The 20,549-nt window shown below is 70.7% G+C and carries 13 protein-coding genes; 6 read left to right on the forward strand and 7 right to left on the reverse strand.

Features of this window, described 5'->3' with window-relative positions; translation table 11 throughout:
- Positions 1–189 precede the first annotated feature (189 nt).
- The 3 genes from ABTU92_RS16020 to ABTU92_RS16030 all read right to left on the reverse strand — a co-directional run bounded on the left by ABTU92_RS16020 (position 190) and on the right by ABTU92_RS16030 (position 6,126).
- Positions 190–2,364 (reverse strand): AsmA-like C-terminal region-containing protein, encoded by a 2,175-nt coding sequence (locus tag ABTU92_RS16020; RefSeq protein WP_408092347.1) that lies wholly within the window; start codon positions 2,362–2,364, stop codon positions 190–192.
- 246 nt (positions 2,365–2,610) lie between these two features.
- Positions 2,611–4,350 (reverse strand): hypothetical protein, encoded by a 1,740-nt coding sequence (locus ABTU92_RS16025; RefSeq protein ID WP_408092349.1) that lies wholly within the window; start codon positions 4,348–4,350, stop codon positions 2,611–2,613.
- Positions 4,351–4,506: 156 nt separating this feature from the next.
- Positions 4,507–6,126, reverse strand: a complete 1,620-nt coding sequence (locus tag ABTU92_RS16030; RefSeq protein ID WP_408092351.1) for a B12-binding domain-containing radical SAM protein — start codon at positions 6,124–6,126, stop codon at positions 4,507–4,509.
- A 364-nt stretch (positions 6,127–6,490) separates the two neighbouring features.
- Here ABTU92_RS16030 and ABTU92_RS16035 point away from each other — a divergent pair, with 364 nt between their 5' ends.
- The 5 genes from ABTU92_RS16035 (at position 6,491) to ABTU92_RS16055 (ending at position 14,797) form a co-directional block, all read left to right on the forward strand.
- Positions 6,491–8,089 carry a caspase family protein gene (locus ABTU92_RS16035; RefSeq protein ID WP_408092353.1) on the forward strand — a complete coding sequence of 533 codons (1,599 nt, stop codon included), beginning with the start codon at positions 6,491–6,493 and terminating at the stop codon, positions 8,087–8,089.
- 375 nt (positions 8,090–8,464) lie between these two features.
- Positions 8,465–10,549 (forward strand): autotransporter domain-containing protein, encoded by a 2,085-nt coding sequence (locus tag ABTU92_RS16040; protein ID WP_408092355.1) that lies wholly within the window; start codon positions 8,465–8,467, stop codon positions 10,547–10,549.
- Between the two features lie 517 nt (positions 10,550–11,066).
- The gene (locus ABTU92_RS16045; protein WP_408092357.1) at positions 11,067–11,726 is read left to right on the forward strand and encodes an OmpA family protein; all 660 of its coding nucleotides are present in this window, start codon (positions 11,067–11,069) and stop codon (positions 11,724–11,726) included.
- 423 nt (positions 11,727–12,149) lie between these two features.
- A complete protein-coding gene (locus ABTU92_RS16050; protein ID WP_408092359.1) occupies positions 12,150–14,183 on the forward strand; it encodes a caspase family protein in 2,034 nt (677 codons plus the stop codon).
- A gap of 143 nt (positions 14,184–14,326) precedes the next feature.
- Positions 14,327–14,797, forward strand: a complete 471-nt coding sequence (locus ABTU92_RS16055; RefSeq protein WP_408092361.1) for a hypothetical protein — start codon at positions 14,327–14,329, stop codon at positions 14,795–14,797.
- A 329-nt stretch (positions 14,798–15,126) separates the two neighbouring features.
- Here ABTU92_RS16055 and ABTU92_RS16060 read toward each other — a convergent pair whose 3' ends face one another.
- Together ABTU92_RS16060 and ABTU92_RS16065 are read right to left on the reverse strand one after the other, a co-directional pair.
- Positions 15,127–15,387 (reverse strand): hypothetical protein, encoded by a 261-nt coding sequence (locus tag ABTU92_RS16060; protein ID WP_408092363.1) that lies wholly within the window; start codon positions 15,385–15,387, stop codon positions 15,127–15,129.
- A 139-nt stretch (positions 15,388–15,526) separates the two neighbouring features.
- Entirely contained in the window at positions 15,527–16,573 is a 1,047-nt protein-coding gene (locus ABTU92_RS16065) for a S1C family serine protease (protein WP_408092513.1), read from the reverse strand.
- A 347-nt stretch (positions 16,574–16,920) separates the two neighbouring features.
- Here ABTU92_RS16065 and ABTU92_RS16070 point away from each other — a divergent pair, with 347 nt between their 5' ends.
- Positions 16,921–17,943: a Gfo/Idh/MocA family protein gene (locus tag ABTU92_RS16070; RefSeq protein WP_408092365.1), complete on the forward strand. Its 1,023-nt coding sequence runs from the start codon at positions 16,921–16,923 to the stop codon at positions 17,941–17,943.
- Between the two features lie 114 nt (positions 17,944–18,057).
- Here the strand turns inward: ABTU92_RS16070 and ABTU92_RS16075 are convergent, their stop codons facing one another.
- A complete protein-coding gene (locus ABTU92_RS16075) occupies positions 18,058–20,088 on the reverse strand; it encodes a response regulator (RefSeq protein ID WP_408092367.1) in 2,031 nt (676 codons plus the stop codon).
- Positions 20,085–20,543 (reverse strand): response regulator, encoded by a 459-nt coding sequence (locus ABTU92_RS16080; protein ID WP_408092369.1) that lies wholly within the window; start codon positions 20,541–20,543, stop codon positions 20,085–20,087. The genes ABTU92_RS16075 and ABTU92_RS16080 overlap by 4 nt, the downstream gene beginning before the upstream one ends.
- Positions 20,544–20,549 lie beyond the last annotated feature (6 nt).

Here is a 20,549-nt window from a genome sequence, read left to right on the forward strand (position 1 = left end):
GCGGGGAGAGGTCGGACTTTGCGCCGGCAGGCGCGAAGTTCGGGTGAGGGGGTGTTGCGTGGATACGGAGGCGCCCCCTCATCCGACTCGCCGCGCGCGGCGAGCCACCTTCTCCCCGCGCGCGGGGAGAAGGGCAGGGGCCGAGCCCGATCGAGAAGCCGGTCGAAGGTCGACCAACCAAAGAAACGACTACCGCCCGAAAAAGCCCTTCAGAAACTCCCGCGCGCCCTCCTCGAGCTCGCGGACGGTGGGTTCCGGCGGCGGCTTCGGGCGGGTCTCGCGGGTCGGCGGCGGGGTGGTGCGCGGCACCGGGCCGACCTCGGGCGTCGGTGGGGGCGGCGGCGCCGTGGCGGTCACCGGCGGCACGGCCGGCCGCGGCGTGGTGAGGTCGCGCGGCGCCGGGGCAGGGGCCGGCAGGGACGGGGGCAGCGACGGCGGTGCGGCGCCCTTGAGCGCCTTCATGATGTCGTCGGCCAGCGTGCTCGGCTCGCGCGGCGGCTCGCCACCCGGAGGAGCGAGACTTGGCGGCGTGACGCCGGGCGCCGTCACGCCCGGAGTGGGGCCGGGCGCGAGGCCCTTGAGGCCGTCGATGAGCTTGCCGATCTGGGCGCCGCCGCCGGGGCCGAGCGCGTCGCGCAGCGCCTTCAGGGCGCCGTCCGGATTGGCGAGCACGTTCGGCGTGTCGGCATAGATGCGCGGCGCCGACCACGGCCCCTGGATCGCCACCGGCACGCCGATGCCCAGCACGTTGCCGGCCTGGCCCGGCGTCGTCGGCGCCGCGACGAGCCGCGGGTCGGCGCGCAGGTCGAGCGTCTTGGCGCGCAGGTCGATGTTGCCGGCCGCGCTCATCACCATGTACGGCCCCTGGAAGGCGACGTCGGTCGTCCGCGCGACGCCGCTCGCGACCGTGAAGGTGCCCTTGAAAGTCGAGAAGCGGGTCTGCTCGCCCGAGCCCGCCTGCCAGCCGGCCAGGATGGCGTCGAGCACCGAGCGCAGCATCGCCGGCATGTCGATGCCCCGCACCGCGCCGTTCTCGAACAGGAGGTCGCCGCGCCCGGTCAGCGAGCCGACGATCTCGCGCGGGCTCCTGCCGGTGCCGCGCACCTCGAGGCTGCCGCGCGCCTTGCCCTCGATGTACTCGAAGGCGACGGCGTCGCGCAGGAACGGCAGCGCGTCGAGCCCGGAGAAGCTCGTCTTCACCGACACGGCCGGGGTCGTGCCGGTGCGGTCGATCGTGATCTCGCCGGTCGCCTGGCCGCCATAGACGCCAGACGGCGACAGCTCGACCTTGAGCGTGTCGGCGAGCAGCGAAGCCTCGATGACGGCCGGGGCGATGCGGATCCCTTCGATCGCCACCTCGCGGGCGTCGAGCGCGATATTGGCGTCGACCAGCCCGAGGCCGAACAAGTCGAGCGGCGCGTCGCTCCACGGGGCCGGGGCGGCGGTGCTGCCCGGGCGCGTCGGCGGGGTCGGGCCAGTGACGGCCTCGACCAGGCTGGTCAGGTCGAGCCGCTCGGATTCGAGCGTCGCGTCGACGAACGGGCGGGCGCCGGCGAACGACACCGAGACGGCGCCGCGCAGCCGGCCCTGGTCGACGAGGCCGTTGAGATTGTCGGCCTTCAGCACCGGCCCGGCGCTGGTCAGCGTGGTGCTGATGGTCGCCGGCGTGCGGAACAGGTTCGGCGCGTCGATGCGCGCCTCGATCGGCACGGCCTTGCCGTCGGCCAGCCGGGTCGGGGTGTCGCCGGGCGCCGTGACGCGCAGATTGGCGGCGCCGATCTTGGCGTCGAGATGCAGGTTGGAGCGGCCGCCCGCCGCCGGCAGGCTGGCGAGCCGCAGCGACTCGAGCTTCACCTCGGCGGTCTGGCTGCCGTCGCGCAACACGATCAGGCCGTCGTCGATCGCGACGCGGCCGATCGCGACCGCCTGGTCGACCGGCAGAATGCTCTCATTGGTGCCGCCGGCGCCGAGGCTGCGCGACTTGCGGGCGGCGGCGCCGCGCGCCGCGCGGGCGAACATCGGGTCGGTGCGGACGACCGGGCGGGTCAGCGTCAGGTCGGCGATGTCGACCTTGCCGTTCCACAGATTGCCGAGCCCGATGGCGGCCCGCACCCCGTCGATGCGGGCGATCTCGTCGGTGGTCTTGGAGTCTCGCAGCCGGACGTCGCCGAGCGTCAGCCCGGTCTCCGGCCAGATGGTCAGGCGGGCGTCGCCGCCGATGTCGAGGACGAGGTCGTGCCGCGCCAGGACGTCGCGGCTGAACGTGTCGACGAGGCCGCGGGCCGGGATGCCGTAGACGGCCACGGCGCCGCCGGCGAGCAGCACGGCGCCGACCGTGACGGCGGCGATCGTCTTCGAGATCATGTCCGGTGCCTCCCGCGCCCGTGCGGCGCTCGGTGACGGAGAATCAACAGACTCGAATAGGAGCACGTGGGTCGGCCGTATGTGATCTCTATCACTTTCGCCCCCCGCGTTGCCATGCGGCCGGCCGTCGTGCCCACAGCCGCCGCCCCGACAGTGGCGCGCGAATACGGTCGTCCTCGGGCGGGCGACCGCGGACCGATTCGCCGCGCGGCCGTGTCGATTGGTCCACCCGGGCGGCGCGCCGGTTCAGTGCGCTTCCGCGAGACTCGTCCGCGCGTGCGACAGCGCCGAGAGCACGAAGGCCGAGGTGACCTCGGGGCCGCCGACCAGGATGCGGGTCGGGGTCTTCATCTTGTTCCACTCGTAGGCCTTGTACGGCCCCTTGCGGCCGCCCTCGCCATAGGCGTCGACCATCGCGGCGACGGCGGGGGCGAAACAGGCGCGGTCGCCGCCGAGCTTGGCGAGCGCGAGGAGCGCGAGCGCCGCGTCGAACGGGTTCATCTCGTGCGCGGCGAGGTCGTCCTGCACATAGGCCAGGATTGTTTCGCGCATCGCCGCGAAGCGGTCGGCCGGGTCGATGGCTTTCTGGATCGCCGCCGGCATCGCCCGGAAGGCGGCGAGGCAGCGGCCGAAATAGGCGGCGTATAGCTCCGGCAGATAGTAGATGTGGGCGCGCGGATCCGCGAACGCCCCGGACCCGATCAGCCTGTCATGGAAGTCGACGACGCCGCGCAAAAAGGTCACGCGCTGCTCGGTGCCGACGATGTCCCAGCGCGCGTGATTGCGGAACGCCGCCTCGAGGACGTCGAGATTGAGGGTCGGGTCGAGGTCGTTGCCGAACGGGTTGTCGCCGGCCGCGTTCTCGATCCAGGTGACGATGCCGCCGGTGAAGTCGATCGGCGCGTTGATGTCGACCGAGGGCGGCGCCCGGTTGGTGCCGGGCCGCACCTGATAGCCGGCGTAGTAGTCTAGGAAGGGCTGGTCGAGCATCGGGTCCAGCGAGCCGAACTGGGTCGCGGCCGACAGCGAGCAGGCCGTCGTGTCGCAGTCGGGCACGTACAGGCCGAAGCCGAGATCGCTCTTGAGCCTCCAGAAGAACTTGCTCATCCGCACATGCGGCGGCTTGACCAGCGCCGTCACCACGTCGAACGGCGTGCCGTCGGTCGGGTGCCTCACGGTCTCGCGGCTGGTGGTCAGGCAGAACTCGATCATGCCGGCGATCGCCGTGTTGGCGCGCGCCGTCTCGTCCGCTGTGGCTAAGCCGGTGCCGAGATAGTCCATCAGGGCCTCGGCGAAGAAGGCGTCGTAATAGGCCGAGCGATGGCGGATCTGCACCGGCTCCCACATCGGCTCGGCGAAGCCCGACCAGCCGGGGTTGAGGAGGCGGGCGATCGGCGCGTTCGGCAGGATGAAGGCGCGGGCGAGATTGAACAGCAGCGTCGCGTTCTTGTAGGTGCGGGCGTTCAGCCCGACCAGCGCCGTGACGAGATCGCGGCCATGGAAGTCCGGGTCGCCGACCAGGTTGAAGGCGGCGTAGGCCGGGATAAAGCCCCGGTTGCGGGTGTACGAGCCGAGGAGGTCGGTCGCGCAGCCCTTGATGACGCGGTCGATCTCGGCCAGCGGCGGCATCGCGGCGTGTCCGGCGAGCGGCGGGCGGCGCGGATGCTGCTGCGGCACCGCGTCGATCAGCGGCGCGACGGCGCGGCCGACGGCGGCCCAGTCGGGCGCGGCGTCGTCGCGGGCCGAGCGGATCGCGCCCTGCAGGGCGCCGAAGCGGTCCGGATCGGCGAGCGCCGGCAGGCCGGCGCGGCCCATCAGGGGGCGGAGCACCGGATTGGCGACCGCGGTCTTGTAGAAGGTGCGTAAGTGCGCGTCGCCCGGACCCGCCCCGCGCAGCAGCGGGTCGCAGAGATCGTAGAGGCTCGGGCCTGATTGTTTCGCGGTGAGGGCGGCGAAGGAGGACTTGATCAGATCGGTGACGGGCATGACTCGGATTGACACGCAAAGAGCTGGTCATTCCGGGGCGCGGCCGAAGGCCGCGAGCCCGGAATCCATACTCACTGACCGGGGATATGGATTCCGGACAGCGCCGCTTCGCGACGCTTCCGGAATGACCGGCGAAACGGATGTGATGATCGCGGCCTACTCCGCCGGCACCGGCACCTCCTGCGGGCGGGCCGAGTAGTGCGACGCCTTCTGGCGGCCCTCGACGGCGTCGCGGCCGCTCATCACCAGATGATGGGCCATCACGCCGATGCGGATCAGGTGCTCGATCTGGCCGCGCTTCAGGCATTCGATCGCGACCGTCCAGAACTCGGCCCGATAGTCGGCTCTGACGCCGACCTCCCACAGCACGGCGCGCAGCATCTTGAGGCCGCGCACGACGTCGCGCCAGGGGACGTGGCGCTGGCGGAACGGCACCTTCAGCCGGTTCGGATAGGTGTGCTCGAGCTGATGACGGTAGCGTGACAGGACCGCGGCCGGCGAGAAGGCGCGCTCCATGCAGTCCCGCCACATGGCGAGAACTTCGTCGTAGGGCATCAGGAAGTCGACATTGGACTCGCGATCCTCGTCGTCGATCAGCCGGCCTTCCCGCTCCAGCCGGTCCCACAGTGGGGTGCGCGGCAGCGCCTGCAGCAGGTTGATGGTCAGCATCGGGATGCGCGAGCGCTCGATGAAGTCGATGACGCGCGCGCCGGTGTCGGGCGTGTCGGTGTCGAGCCCGAGGATGATGCCGGAGACGACCTCGAGCCCGTGGCGGTTGAGCGTGTCGACCGCCTCCAGCAGCGGGACCATCATGTTGTGGTCCTTGGCGATCGCCTGGAGCGCCTCGGGTTCCGGCGTCTCGATGCCGCAGAACACCGTCTCGAACGACGCCTCACGCATCAGCGCAAGGATCTCCGGCCGCTTGGCGATGTTGAGGGTCGCCTCGCAGGAGAAGATGAACGGGTAGCCGCGCGCCTTCTGCCAGTCGACCAGCGCAGGCAGCAGCTCGCGCACGGCGCGACGGTTTCCGATGAAGTTGTCGTCGACGAAATAGACCGGCCCCGTCATCCCGCAGGCGAGGAGCTTGTCGAGCTCGGCCGTCACCTGCTCCGGGGTCTTCAGCCGCGGGTTGCGGCCGTAGAGGGCCGGAATGTCGCAGAACTCGCAATTGTACGGGCAGCCCGACGAGTACTGGATGCTGCCGGTGAGATAGCGCGGCAGCTCGGCGAGCTCGTAGGCCGGCAGCGGGAAGTCGGTGAGCTCGCGCCGCTCCTTGGTCGTGAGCACGATCTGCCGTTCCGGCCGGGTCGGGTCGGCGGCGAGGCGGGCGAACAGCGCCTCGGTCGCGTCGCCGAGCTCGCCGACATGCAGGTAGTCGTATTCGGGATAGTTCTCCGGGCAGGCCGACACCGACGAGCCGCCCAGCACCGTCACCCGGTCGAACATGTGGGCGCGGTGGCAGATCGCCTCGATCTGCCGGCGCTGCGCGTGCATGCCGGTGACGAACACGGCGTCGGCCCAGCGGAAATCGTCGTGCGTGGCGGGCCTGATGTTCTCGTCGACGAAGCGCACCTCCCAGCCGGGCGGCACGGCGGCGGCGATCACCAGGAGACCCTGCGGCGGCATCAGGGCGCGGACGCCGTCGGTCAGCGGATAGGCATGCTCGAACATGCCGAACGAGGACGTGTAGCGGGGACAGACGCACAGGATGCGGCGACCACGGTCTGTTCCTGCGGTGTCCCGGCGGTCGATCGAGATCGAATGAACCGTACGCATTCCAAGGTCCTGTGGCGGCCCGTCGCGACGGGGGTGAACGATCCGGGTCCGCCAGATCACAACGTTCAGGGAAGCCCGAAGGGTGTGTCAAGCGCAGCGGCTTTTTGATGGCCGCGACGGACCGGATCGTCCGGGCCGTTCGGGTGCTTCGACGCACCGTCGCGGCTTCCGGTTCGATCGCAGGTCGGTCGATCACGCGCCGCGGCTGTGCCGCGACCATATTGAGATTGCAAGGCGAGGTAACTATTGTGATCCCGCGCAGTCTTTGGGCGCCGACGTCGCTCCCACAGCCGCGACCACGTGCGCGCGTGACCGGGCTGAACGCGCCCCGGCGCGCCGCCTGGTCCGGCGCCGAGGTCCGGACATGAAGCCTTCCGTTCTCGCCCGTTTCGTCTTCTCGGTCGCCGTCCTCCTCTACGCCGCACTGCCCGCCGCAGCGCTCCCCGCCGCCCCGCCCGCGCCCGAGGGCGCGTCGCGCCCGGCCCTGCGGGCGGCGACCGGTGGTGCCGTCACGGCGCCGGACCCGGCGGCCCCGGCCGTGGAGCGGGCCGCGCCGGCGCCGCTGCGCCTCGCGCAGGCGTCGGGCGGGCGCGTCGCGCTGGTGATCGGCAACGCCACCTATCCGGACGACAACCAGCCGCTGCCGCAGCCGCTCAAGGACGCCCGTGCGGTCGCCGAGGAGCTGCGCCGCGCCGGCTTCGACGTGACGACCGGCGAGGATCTGACCAAGCAGCGGCTGCGCAGTGTCATCGACACGTTCAAGGCGAAGATCAAGCCGGGCTCGGCCGCGCTCCTGTTCTTCTCGGGCTACGGCATCCAGACCGGCAAGCAGTCCTATATCGTGCCGGTCGACGCCCAGATCTGGACCGAGGGCGAGGTGCGGCGCGACGGCATCAGCATCGAGTCGGTGCTCGCCGCCATGAACAGCGCCGGCGCCTCGGTGAAGATCGTCATCGTCGATGCCGCCCGCCGCAACCCGTTCGAGCGGCGCTTCCGCGGCTTCTCGGCCGGGCTCGCCGCGCTCAACGCGCCGGCCGGCACGCTCGCCATGTACTCGGCCGCCGCCGACAAGGTGGCGAACGAGTCCGAGGGCGAGAACAGCCTGTTCGTCGGCGAGCTCCTGAAGGAGATGCGCTCGCCCGGGCTGAGCGCCGAGCAGATCTTCAACAACACCCGCATGGGCGTGTCGCGCGCCTCCAAGAACGAGCAGGTGCCGTGGGTGTCGTCCTCGCTGATCGAGGACTTCTCCTTTTCACGCGGCGCCTCGACGCCGAGCGTGACGCCTCCGCCGCCCCCTCCGCCGCCGGTCGAGCCGAAGCTGTCGGTGGTGACGCCGCCGCCTCCGCCGCCGCCCCCCGAGCCGCCCGTGAGCGTGGTCACGCCGCCGCCCCCGCCGCCGCCGCCGGAGCCGAAGGTGACGACCGTGACGCCGCCACCTCCGCCGCCTCCGCCGGTGACCGGGCCGCGGCGCGACCAGGTGATCCGCGACCTCGACGCCCAGATCGACAAGAACCCGCGCGACGGCGAGGCCTACTACAAGCGCGGCCAGGCCTGGGCGGAGCGCCGCGAATACGCCATGGCGGCCGAGGACTTCGGCCAGGCGATCCGGATCAACCCGTCCGATGCCGAGGCCTTCAACAACCGCTGCTTCACCCGCGCCGTGATGAACGAGCTCGACGCGGCGCTCTCCGACTGCGACGAGGCGCTGCGCCTCAAGCCGCAATATCCGGACGCCCTCGACAGCCGCGGCCTCGTCCATCTGCGGCTCGGCCGCCTCGACAAGGCGATCGCCGACTACGACCAGGCGCTGCGCATGAACCCGCGCATGGCCTCGGCCCTGTTCGGCCGCGGCAAGGCCAAGGTCCGCAAGGGCGAGACCTCGGCCGGCAATGCCGACATCCGCAGCGCCAAGGCGATCGACCCGACCATCGACCAGGAGTTCGAGAGCTACGGGGTGCGCTGAGCGGCGGCGGTCCGGTCCCCGATCCGATGCCTTTCGGGTCCGGGCGCGCTCGGCACCGCTCTCGGCACAGGTGCGTCGCGGCTGTGCGTCTCGGCCCTGCGTCCCGGCCGCGCCGGTGGTCCGGGCCACCGATCGGGGCCGGCGGCCGGACCGCCGGCGCCCCCCTCCGGACCGGATCGCCCGACCGGGTGATTCCCGGGCGACTCCGCCCCTGGTTCACATTGCGAAACACAACCTGCGGGCTCGGAGCCCCGCGACCAGGGACGTCGATCCGGGCGCCACCACCCCCCGTGCCCTCCCTCGCCCGAACGGACTATGCCTAACGCTTCAAGGATATAAGCCGGAGCTGCGAGGGCGCCGTTTTGGCGTTATGGCGTGTTGCTCAAAAAGCACGTGATGCGTTCAAAACGTGGGGTTGAGGCGGTCGGACGCCCGGATCCTGTTCCCACCCGTGCCGGTTGTCTGTTTAATCGTCCGGGAAACGACCTGAAACAGATCGTCGGGATTTTCGTCGGGGGACGGGGGACGACAATGCAGACCATCAGCACGCGGTCCAGGATCGACCGAAAAAGCATCCTTCTCGGCAGCTCGGCCCTGTTGGTCGCGATGGCCGTCTCGGGCGCCGCGCAGGCGCAGTGCGTGAACACGCTCGACAGCCGCCAACTCGGCGGTCTCAATCCAGCTCAGTTCTTGCCCCTCGCGCAGGGCGGAGCCGTCAACTCGCTGGTCTCAGTCCTGAACACGACGACGACCGTGTTCCAGGCGCAGACCGGCTCGGCCTTCGTCAGCAGCCCGGCCAATGCGGCCCCGGGCGAGAACGGCGGCGGCATCTGGGGGCGGGTGCTCGGCGGTTCCGTGGAGACCAAGAACACCGGCGTGACCAATGTCCAGATCGCGAATGCGACGGTCGGGGGCAACGTCACCTGCAATACGACCACGCGGCAAGACTTCGTTGGCTACCAGGTCGGACGCGACATCGCCAAGCTGAACTGGGACGGCTGGAATCTGCACGCCGGAGCGACCGTGGGCTACATGGACTCACGCTCGCGTGACGCGACGGCGGGCGGGACGTTTACCAGCGGCGTTCAAGTTCCGTTCCTGGGGAGCTATTTCACTGCAACAAAAGGTGGATTCTTCGCCGACGCTTTGGTCCGATGGGACTTCTACAATCTCGATCTGAACGATCCGGCCAGCGGTCTGCTCGGCCAGACTCTGAATGCTCGCGGTTGGTCGGTCGGCGGCAATGTCGGCTACAACGTCGGTCTGCCGAACAACTGGTTTATCGAACCTTCGGCTGGCTTCACCTATTCGCGCGTCGAGGTCGACCCGCTCAACGTTGCCGGCACCTTGTTTACGACTCTTCCAGGCTTCTCGCTTCCCGGGACCGTCCAGGTTGACGACATCAAGAGCGAACTCGGTCGTGCCAGCCTGCGCATAGGCACAAATATCGTCACGCCGACCATGGCACTGCAGCCGTTCGTAACCGGCAGCGTTTATCACGAGTTCGCCGGCGACGTGTCGACGCGGATCACCACCAATCCTGTGCTGGGCCTCGGCGTCCCGTTCACCGGGACGCTCACCACCGACCGAGTTGGAACTTACGGCCAAATCTCGGCCGGTCTCGCCGGCCAGGTGCTGAACACCGGCTGGGTCGGTTATGCTCGCGGGGACTACCGGTTCGGCGAAAATATCGACGGCTGGACCCTCAACACGGGCCTGCGTTACCAGTTCTCGCCCGAGCCGTTGCAGGCGGCGCTGTCCGGTAAGGGGCTCGTCTACAAGGCCCCACCCACGCCCGTCGCGGCTCCGGTGATCTGGCGTGGCTTCTATGTCGGTCTGAACGCAGGCACGATCTGGGGCAAGACAGACTGGGACTATGTCGGACGCGCGCCGTCCACCAGCTCCGAGCCGAAATACGCCGGGGCGCTGCTCGGCGGTCAGGCTGGCTACAACTATCAAATCGGAGCCTGGGTGCTCGGCCTTGAGGGTGACATCGCCTGGAGCAACGCGAAGGGCTCTGCCGCAGACCAGCTCGGCACCTTTGATGCGTACTTCTACTCGGACGAGACACATTTTGACTGGTTCGCGACGATCACGGGCCGCCTCGGCTACACATGGGATCGGACTCTCTTCTTCGTGAAGGGCGGTTGGGCTGCTGCCGAAGTGACTCAGCAGACGTTCTTCAATCGCGGTTACTTCGCAGCCGGTCCGGCGACGGGGCCGATCAACGGTTCGTCCAACATCGCCTCTGGCTGGACCGTTGGTCTGGGTGCGGAGTACGCCCTGACGGCAACTTGGTCGGCAAAAGCCGAGTATCTCTACTACAGCCTCGGCACCGACCGGTACGTGGTCGACAACGCCCTGCAAGTGGACGCCAAGGAGTCCGGCGGCATCGCCCGGATCGGCCTGAACTACCGGTTCTCGCCGGTGCCGGCCGTGCCTGTGATGGCCAAGTACTGAGCGACGTACTGAGCGACAGACAGTCCGGGCGGCAAGCCGCCCGCAGTGATCGCGCGGCCGCCGCCAAACCCGGCCGCTCGACGACGAGGCCCGGCCTTCCCCGCGAAGGCCGGGCTTTTTCGTGTCCGGCCTCTGAGTGTCCGGCGGCTGCGTGTCCAGCGTCCGCGTGTCGGGCATCTTCGGGCTCGGCGTCGCGGCTCTCGTTTCGAACGCCGAACCGCGACGCGCTCGACCGGGCCGCCCGACAAGTCTTTTGACCCGGCGCATGGCGCCCCGCCGAACGTCACGGTCAAATCCCGACACCAACAGGTGAGTGCGGCGTCGCCGCCGCCACCGCCTGGGCCGAGGCGGTGAGACGGCGGCCCGCCGTATCGGACGTCACAAGAAAGTGAGCGACTCGGTCGGCCGTCGGAGGCGCATAACGTGTGTGAGATTGCTCACAGTATCGGATCGTCAGCGCGCTATTCTGACGGCGACAGGCAGACACCCGCCTAGACAAGTGCCGGAGGACAAACAGATGACACGCCAGACCACGACGGTCCCGACCACGACGCGCTGGACCAAGCTCGGAGCGGCCTTCGCGACTCTTCTGCTCGCGGGCACGCTGGTCGCCACGGCCAACCACGCCGCGTTCGCGCAAGCTCGGCCGAGCTCGACCGACATCCTCGAGGCGCTGAAGCCGGCCCCCAAGACCCGCGGGCTGACCACGACGCCGAAGCAGATGGAAGATCAGAAGTTCCTGCAGACGATCCGCGGCAAGACCCGGGCGCTGACGCTCGACGAGCGCACCAAGGTCGCCGACATCGCCAAGGACAAGCAGAAGATCGATCTCGAGGTCTATTTCGACTACAACTCGGCCGAGATCGTGCAGCGCGCCGTGCCCGATCTGATGGAGCTCGGCAAGGCTCTGTCGAGCCCCGATCTGCGCGGCGGCACCTTCCTGCTCGGCGGCCACACCGACGCCAAGGGCGGCGAGGAGTACAATCAGAAGCTCTCCGAGCGGCGCGCCGCCTCGGTGAAGAAGTTCCTGCAGGACAAGTTCCAGATCTCCGACGAGAGCCTGGTCACGGCCGGCTACGGCAAGGAGCAGCTCAAGAAGCCGGGCGAGCCCTTCGCGGCCGAGAACCGTCGGGTGCAGATCGTCAATCTCGAGGTCAAGCAGTCGGCCTCGAAGTGATGTGGTTCCGTGCATCGGGGACGGACGGCGGTCCGCCCGTCCCCGGGCCATGAAGGCGGTGGCGCAAGGGGCGCCGATGGCCTTGCGCTCGCGAAAGGTTGAACCAGAGGCGTAGCGTGGAAATTGCGTCACCCCGGCCGCGCAGCTAGGTTTCCCTGTGTGGCCGGCCCGGCGTTGCGAACAGGGAAACGACACGTCCTGGTCAGGAATGGTCCTGGGCAGAGGTGTCCAAGGCGCGGGAGGCGACAGATGCTCGGACGTTTCCTCGTCGCGATCGCGCACCGTCGCGTCGTATCGACCGCCGCGCGATCCAGTGGTCCCGAGACGACTTCTCCATCTTCGGCGCTTGCGTGTCCGGCGTGCCGGCGAGCGGTCGGCGGCGTCGCGGCGGCCGCGCCGCGTCGCGGGTCGTGGCGCGCCGCCGTGTGGGCCTTGGCGCTCGGCCTCGCCGTGCTGATCGCCGGCCCGGCGTTCGCCGACAGGCGGGTCGCGCTGGTGATCGGCAACTCGGCTTACGAGAACGTCGTCAAGCTCGACAACCCGCACAACGACGCCGCGGCCATCGCCGAGATGTTCCGCAAGGCGAAGTTCGACCAGGTCGAGCTCAAGCGCGACCTCGGCGTGATCGAGTTCAAGCGGGCGCTGCGCGACTTCTACAACACGACGCGCGACGCCGACGTCGCCGTCGTCTACTTCGCCGGCCACGGCATCGAGGTCGGCGGCGTCAACTACATGGTCCCGGTCGACGCCAAGCTGCGCAGCGACTACGACGCCGAGGACGAGGCGGTGGCGCTGGAGCGCATCTTCCGCTCGATCGAATCGACCCGGCGGCTGCGGCTCGTGATCCTCGACGCCTGCCGCGACAATCCCTTCCTCCGCTCGATGCAGCGCCAGATCGCCACCCGGGCGGTCAGCCAGGGCCTCGCCAAGATCGAGCCGATGGGCACCGACACGCTGGTCGCCTACGCGGCCAAGGCCGGCTCCACGGCCGAGGACGGGTCGGGCCGCAACAGCCCGTTCACCCAGGCGCTGGTCGACAACCTGACCACCCCGGGCCTCGACATCCGCATCGCCCTCGGGCGGGTGCGCGACGAGGTGCTCCGCCGCACCAACAATCGCCAGGAGCCGTTCGTCTACGGCTCGCTCGGCGGCGCCACCGTGTCGCTGGTGCCCGAGCCCGAGCGGATCCCGGTGACCGCCACCGACCCGCGCGGCGACTACGAGATGGCCGAGCGGGTCGGCACCGTGTCGGCCTGGGATGCCTTCCTGGCCGTGCACGGCACCGGCTTTTATGCCGAGCTTGCCCGCCAGCAGCGCGCCAAGCTCGCCGCCGCGGTGAAGCCGGACGCCATGGCGGTCGCGGCGCTCGACCGCGCGACGCCGTCGCGTCCCCTCACCGACACCGAGCGGGCGACGCCGGACCGGCTCGCCTGGGAAAAGCTGCAGGACACCTCGGACCCGGCCGCCATCCGGGCCTTCATCAAGAAGTACCCCGCCTCGCCGCTCGCCGTGGTCGCGCAGGCCCGGCTTGAGGTGATCGAGCGGGCGATCGCCGACCGCAAGCGCGAGGAGGCCGAGAGACAGCGCCAGGAGGCGGAGCGCCAGCGTCAGGAGCGCGAGGCCGCCCGTCTGCGCGAGGAGGACGAGCGTCGCGCCAAGGCCGCCGCCGCCGAGGAGGCGCGTCGCGCCAAGGCGGCCGCCGAGGCGGAGGCGCGGGCCCAGCGCGAGGCCGCCCGCCGCCGCGAGGAGGACGCGCGAATCGCCCGGCTGGCGGATGCCGAGCGGGCCAAGGCGGAGCGCGAGGCGGCGCAGCGTCGCGCCGAGGAGGAGCGCCAGGCGAAGGCGGCGGCCGAGGCCGAGCGTCAGCGCCAGGAGCAGGAGCGCCAGCGCGAGGCCGCCCGCCTGCGCGACGAAGAGGAAAAGCGTGCCAAGGCGGCGGCCGAGGCCGAGCAGAAGGCGCAGCGCGAGGCGGCCCTCCGGCTCGAGCAGGAGAAGGAGCGCACCCGCGAGAGGAGCCAGGAGGAGATCGTCCGCTCGGCCCAGATCGAGCTCCGCCGCATCGGCTGCTACGAAGGCGACGACAACGGCGTCTTCAACGACGCCACCCGCCGAGCGATGCTCGCCTACCGGCTCGGCACCGCCCAGCAGCGCAGCGACAAGGCACCGGACGCGGTGGATCTCCTGGAGCTGCAGGCGCAGCGGCCTATCAAGGGCTGCCTCGCCGCTCTGGCTCCGGACAAGCGCATCGACAAGCCGACCGAGAAGCCACCCGTCGCCGAACGTCCGTCGCGCGAGAAGAAGTCCAGGAAGGACACGGCGACCCGGCGCGAGAAGCCCGAGCCGAAACGCGAGGCTCGTCCGGCCCCGCGGCGCGAGCAGCCGGCCCGCGCGCAGGCCACGGCGCGCCCGGCGCCGCGCGCCGGCGGTGGTGCGGTGATGCACGGCATCGGCTTCTGAGCGATCGACCCGGCCGCACGCGCGGCCGGCCCGACCGGCGCCCCGCCCGGCCCCGAGCGTCCGCCGGTCGCGACACGACAGACACCACGAAACGACCGACACCACGAAACGACCGACAAGACGACTCACAAAACGACACAATCGTGTCGCACGATTATCCGATCAGCGAATGGAGCAAGCCGATGTGTCCGTCCCGCGTCTATCAGGTGCTGCTCACCGGTGCCGTGATCGGCGCCGTGGCCTCCATGATCGTGTCCACCGCGGCGCTCGCATCGGCGACCGACCCGGCGACGGCCGGCGCTCCCCGCGCCGATGCGGTGGTGCAGACCCAGACCCAGACCCAGACCCAGACCCAGACCCAGGCGCAGGCTCCGGCTCCGGCGGCTCCCGAGCCGTCCATCCGGCCTATCGAGCCAGCCGCCACCCCCAAGGCTCCCGTCGCCGCGTCGTCGGCGCCCGCCAAGCCGCGGATCGCCCGCGCCGCGTCGGCACAGCCGCGGCCCCCTCGTGCGGCGCGCACCGTCGCGCCCCGGCCGGCGCCGCGCAGCCCCTACATGATGGCCGCCCGGCTGGAGCGTGTCTGGTACCCGCTCTACATCGGCATCGGCTGGTGAAGCAGCGGCGCCGCGCGCCGCAGCACGGACGGCTCGAATCAAAAAGGCCGCGCGATGCGCGGCCTTTTTCGTCGGACCTGTCTCACACCGGACCTGTTTCACATCGAACCCGCGGCCGATCTGATCACGTGGGGATCCGGGTCATCGGCCCGCGAGTTCACCATCGGTCGAACCCTCACCTCTCCCCGGCGGAGGGCATTAGCCACTGCCGCCGGGCGTATGGATTCCGGGTTCGCGGACCTATGATCCGCGCCCCGGGATGACGCATTCTGTGCCCCTCTCCTTTCGGGAGAGGGGCGAGACCGACCTGATCACTGAAAGCTCCCCGATCAGATCGTGCCGTTGCGCTTCATCACCGTCCGGCACGCCGGGCTGAGCTTGACGCGCTCGGTCTTCAGGCAGGCGATCACCCGGGTGGCGTCCGGGATGGCGCTGCTGCACAGGCGGAACGCGTCGGGGATGCAGGCGGAGCGCTCCTCGTCGGTGCCCATGGCGGCCCCGGCCGTGGCGGACACGGCGAGCAGCACGGCGGCGGCCAGGAGGCTGCGGACGGAGCGGCGATGCGGATGCGAGCGGCGGTGCGGCGACATGGCGGTTTCCTCCGGTTCTCCGGCGTCGCTGCGCCGGCCGTGACACGGAGGATCGCGCCGGCGCCCGTGTCGTGACTGTGCGTCACCTCACATGCAAAGTGGTGGGCGGAGCGTCCGGCGGCGAGGCGGCGCCGTCATGTCACGGCCGCCCGCCGATGTCGGCGACCTCGACCGTGAGCGTGACGGTGCGGCCGCCGCGCAGCACCGAGAGCTCGATCGAGTTGCCGACGCCGACCTGCTCGAGCTTGTCGCTGAGATCGACGAGGCGGCGGATCGGCTCGCCGTTGCAGGCCGTGATCACGTCGCCGACGACGCCGCCCGTACGGTCGACGCCGCGCAGCCCGGCGCGGTCGGCCGGCGAGCCCGGCACGGTGCGCACCACCACGAGCCCCTCGTATCCGAGCCGGGTGGCGACCGACTCGGGCGCCGCGACGATGCCGATGCCGGGCGTCGGCACCCGCCCGTTGCGGATCAGCGCCGGCACCACGCGGTTGACCGTGTCGACCGGCACGGCGAAGCCGATGCCGGCGTTCGATCCGGAGGGCGAGAAGATCGCCGTGTTGACGCCGATCAGCCGGCCGGCCGAGTCGAGCAGCGGCCCGCCCGAGTTGCCCGGATTGATCGCCGCGTCGGTCTGGATCACGTTGGTGATCTCGCGCCCGGTCTGGGTCGGCAGGCGGCGCTTGAGCGCCGAGATCACGCCGGTGGTGAGCGACTGGTCGAGCCCGAACGGGTTGCCGATCGCGAACGCCGCCTGTCCGACCTGCAGGTCGCCCGAGCTGCCGATCGGGATCGGCGGCGGCAGCGACCGCGCCGGGATGCGCAGCACCGCGAGGTCGTAGTTCGACGCCATGCCGCGCACCGTGGCGCGGGCGACCTCGCCGTTGGCGAGCCGCACCGCGATCTCGCTCGCACCCTGCACCACATGGGCGTTGGTGACGATGTGGCCGGCGGCGTCCCACACGAAGCCGGTGCCGGTCTGGGCGCCGCCGTTCTGCTCGTCGGGCTCCGCTCCGGCGAAGAAATCGCCGCCCGCCCGCCCGGCGACCTGCACGACCGAGGGCGACACCCGGTTGAAGATCTCGATCGTCGTCTTCTCCCAATCGGCGAGATTGCCGCGCGGCTCGATCGCCCGCGGCTCGGTGGCCGAATAGAACTGCTGCTGAATCCAGGGCTGCGCCAGCATGACGGCGAGCACCAGCACGACGGCGAGGAGAACGTAGCGAACGGTCCGGTCCACGGGGCACTCCGATGACGACGACGGCGGCTCCGGAGCGTGACCCCCGACCAGTGGCATTCGCTGCTCGGGACGATCATGCTCCGACGACGGGAGCACTATAGGACCGCTCCGCCTCGTGAATAAGGCCGCGACCGACCTCCGGTTCCGCTGCGGCGGCCGGTCGCAGCCAGGACCGGCGGCGGGGCAGCCCGGCGCCGATCGCGTGTTGACGCCGCGCACCTTGCCGTGCCGGAGTCGAGGACGGCGGCCCGTCCGGGCCGGATCTCATAAGCACCACGGACTCGGGGGAACGCATGCTCAGGACCGCCATCGCGGGGCTCGGCTGGTGGGGCCGGACATTGGTCGAATCGGTGGACGGGTCGGACGTGATGACGGTCGTCGCCGCCGCGCAGCCGCGGGTCGCGCCCGAGATGGCGGAGTTCATGGCCGCGCGCCGCCTCCGGCACGTGCCCTCGGTCGACGATCTCGCCCGCGACCCCGGTATCGACGCCGTCATCCTGGCGACGCCGCCGTCCGGCCATGCCGCCGAGGTGACGACGCTGGCGCGCGCCGGCAAGCACGTGTTCTGCGAGAAGCCCTTCACCTACGACAAGGCGTCGGCCGCGGCGGCGGTCGCCGCCGTGGACGAGGCCGGCGTCGCGCTCGGCATCGGCTTCAATCGCCGCTTCCATCCCGAAATGATCAGTCTGACCGAGCGCATCCGCTCCGGCGGACTCGGCGTGCTCGAGCACATCGAGTGCATCATGACGGTGCCCAACGCCCTGTTCATGGCGAGGACGGCGTGGCGCGCGAAACCCGAGGAGGCGCCGTGCGGGGCGCTGGCGCCGCTCGGCGTGCACGCGATCGACGCCTTCATCCAGCTCGCCGGCGAGATCGACACGATCTACTGCCAGAGCTTCCGCCGCGCCGTGGAGCTGCCGACCGACGACACCACCTCGGCGCTGTTCCGCCTGAAGAGCGGTGCATCCGCCTATCTCGGCATGATGATGGCGACGGCGCCGAACTTCGTGATCCAGGCCTACGGGTCGAAGGGCCTGGTGCGGCTCGACGGCATGACGCATGTCGCCGGCGCCTCGTCCGAGGAGCGCCGCACCGGCCTGTTCGGGGCGTGCCGGTTCCAGCCCGTGACGGGCGAGGCCGAGACCTGGACGGCGGCGCGCGTCGACACGGCCCGGGCCGGCCTCGAGGCCTTCGCCCGCGCCGCCCAGGGCGGCCCGGCCTTCCCGATCACGCCGGCCGAGATCGTCCACGGCGCCGCGGCGAGCGAAGCCCTGATCCGCTCCGCCGCGACCGGGCAGGTGCAGACGGTGGGGTAGGGCGCGGGGGACACCGCGGACGCAGGCTGGTCTCAGTCGAAGCGTTCCGGCGGGCGTCGCGCGCCGTGGAGAACGGCCAGGATCTCGACCGACCCGTTGCGCACCCGGCGCCGATCAGCCCTGTGGGGCGGCGACGAGCTGCGCGATGGTGGCGGCGAGTTCGGCCTGCTGGAACGGCTTGGCGAGCAGCGGCAGGTCGGTCGTCGCCTCGCCGGTCAGGCTGGCATAGCCGGTGGCGAGCAGGATCGGCAGGTCCGGGTGGCGGGCCCGGATCTCGCGCGCCAGCTCGGCGCCCGTCATGGCCGGCATCAGATAGTCGGTGATCACGAGGTCGGGCTGCGCGCCGTCCACCAGCCGGCGCAGGCAGTCGAGCGCCTGGGCACCGGAGCCGGCCTCGATCACACGATGTCCGAGATCCGTCAGCATGCTGGCCGTCGTCGCCCGCACCAGCGGCTCGTCGTCGACCAGCAGGACCGTGACGGCGCGGCCGCGCACCGGCTCGTGCGACGGCGCCTCGCGGTGCTCCGCCCGCTCGTTGGCGATCGGCAGCCAGATCTCGGCGCGCGTGCCGGCGCCGGGCGCGCTCGACAGGACCAGCGCACCGCCCGACTGGGCGGCGAGGCCGTGCACCATCGACAGGCCGAGGCCGGTGCCCTTGCCGATCCCCTTGGTCGAGTAGAACGGCTCGATGGCGCGCGTCAGCGTCGCCGCGTCCATGCCGGTGCCGGTGTCGGTGACGACGATGCGGACGAACTCGCCGTGACGCAGCCCGAAGCGGTGCGCCGCGTCGGTGTGCCGGTCGATCGTCCGGCCGTCGACCGCCACGGTCAGCGTGCCGCCGTCCGGCATGGCGTCGCGGGCGTTGACGGCGAGGTTGAGGATCGCGAGCTCGAGCTGGGTGGGGTCGACACGGGCGGCCGGCAGGTCGGCTGCCGCCTCGACCGCGAAGGTGATCTGCGGCCCGAGCGAGCGGCCGACGAAATCCGCCATCCCCTCGACCAGCCGGGCGACGTCGACGGGGCGCGGCTCCAGCACCTGGCGGCGCGCGAAGGCGAGCAGCCGCTGCACCATGGTCTTGGCCCGCTCGGCGCCCTGCAGGGCGCTGGCGATCAGCCGCTGCGAGCGATCCGCCTCCGGCAGGCGCCGGCGCAGCAGGTCGAGATTGCCGATGATCGGCGTGAGCAGATTGTTGAAGTCGTGCGCGAAGCCGCCGGTGAGATGGCCGATGGTCTCGAGCCGTTGCGCCTCGTGCAGCTTGGCGAGCATCGACTCGCGCTCGACGATCCCGGCGACGATGCGCTGCTCCAGCGTCTCGTTGAGACGGCGCAGCGCCTCCTCGGCCTCGCGCTGCTCGGTCACGTCCGTGTTGGTGCCGAACCAGCGGACGATCCGTCCGTCCGCGTCTCGGATCGGGCGGGCGCGCGACAGGAACCAGCGATAGCCGCCGTCACGGCCGCGCAGCGGGAAGGTGTCCTCCCACGACTCGCCCGACACGATGCAGCGCCGATACTCGCCCTCCACCCGCGCGAGATGGTCGGGATGATGGACCCGGCGCCAGCCGGAGCCGCGCACCTCGTCGAGCGTCGTGCCCGTGTAGTCGAACCAGCGCTTGTTGTACCAGTAGAGATTTCCGGAGGCGTCGGCCATCCAGGCGAAGTGATCGATGTTGTCGGCGAGCGTGCGGAACTGCTCCTCGCTCGCCCGCAGCGCCGCCTCGGCGCGCAGCCGCTCGCTGCGCTCCGCCGTCTCGGCGACGGCGCGACGCACCACCAGCGGCAGCCGCTCCAGCCGCTGCTTGACCACGTAGTCGGTGGCGCCGTGCCGCATCGCCTCGACGGCGAGCTCCTCGCCGAAGGCGCCGGAGACGAAGATGAACGGCAGCTCCGGGGCGCGCGCGCGGGCGATCGCCAGCGCCGTGACGCCGTCGAAATCCGGCAGCTGATGATCGGCGAGCACGATGTCGAACGCGCCGGTCGAGAGCGCCTCGACGAAGCTCGCCCGGGTCCACACGCGCTCGATGCGGAAGACGAGGCCGCTCGCCGCCAGGAACTCGCGCACCAGCGTCGCGTCGAGGCCGTCGTCCTCGAGATGCAGGATCTGCACCTCCCGGACCGGCAGCGGTGTCTGGTGGAAGGCGCGCGTCACTCGTCCCTCGTCGCCCCGAGGCCCGGCGGCGGCTCGTTGAGCACCGCCCAGAACATGCCGAGATCGCGGATCGCCTGGAAGAACTGGTCGAAGCCGACCGGCTTCACCACGAAGGCGTTGACGCCCAGACTGTAGCTCTGCACGAGATCGCGCTCCTCGCGCGACGAGGTCAGCATCACGACCGGCGTGTGGCGCAGATCGGGATCGCGCTTGATCTGCTCCAGCACCTCGAGGCCGTCGATCTTCGGCAGCTTCAGGTCGAGCAGCACGACGATCGGGTCGGCGGTGTTCCGGCTCTCGTAGACACCGCGTGAGAACATGTAGTCGAGCGCCTCGGCGCCGTCGCGGGCGATGATCACGCCGTTGGCGAGCTGACACTGCTCGAGGGCGGCGAGTGTCAGCTCGATGTCCTTCGGGCTGTCCTCGACCAGGAGAATGGGCTTGAGATCGGCCATGGGAGC

Origin of the sequence: Rhodoplanes sp. SY1, assembly GCF_046000175.1 — a bacterium.
GTDB lineage: Bacteria > Pseudomonadota > Alphaproteobacteria > Rhizobiales > Xanthobacteraceae > Rhodoplanes.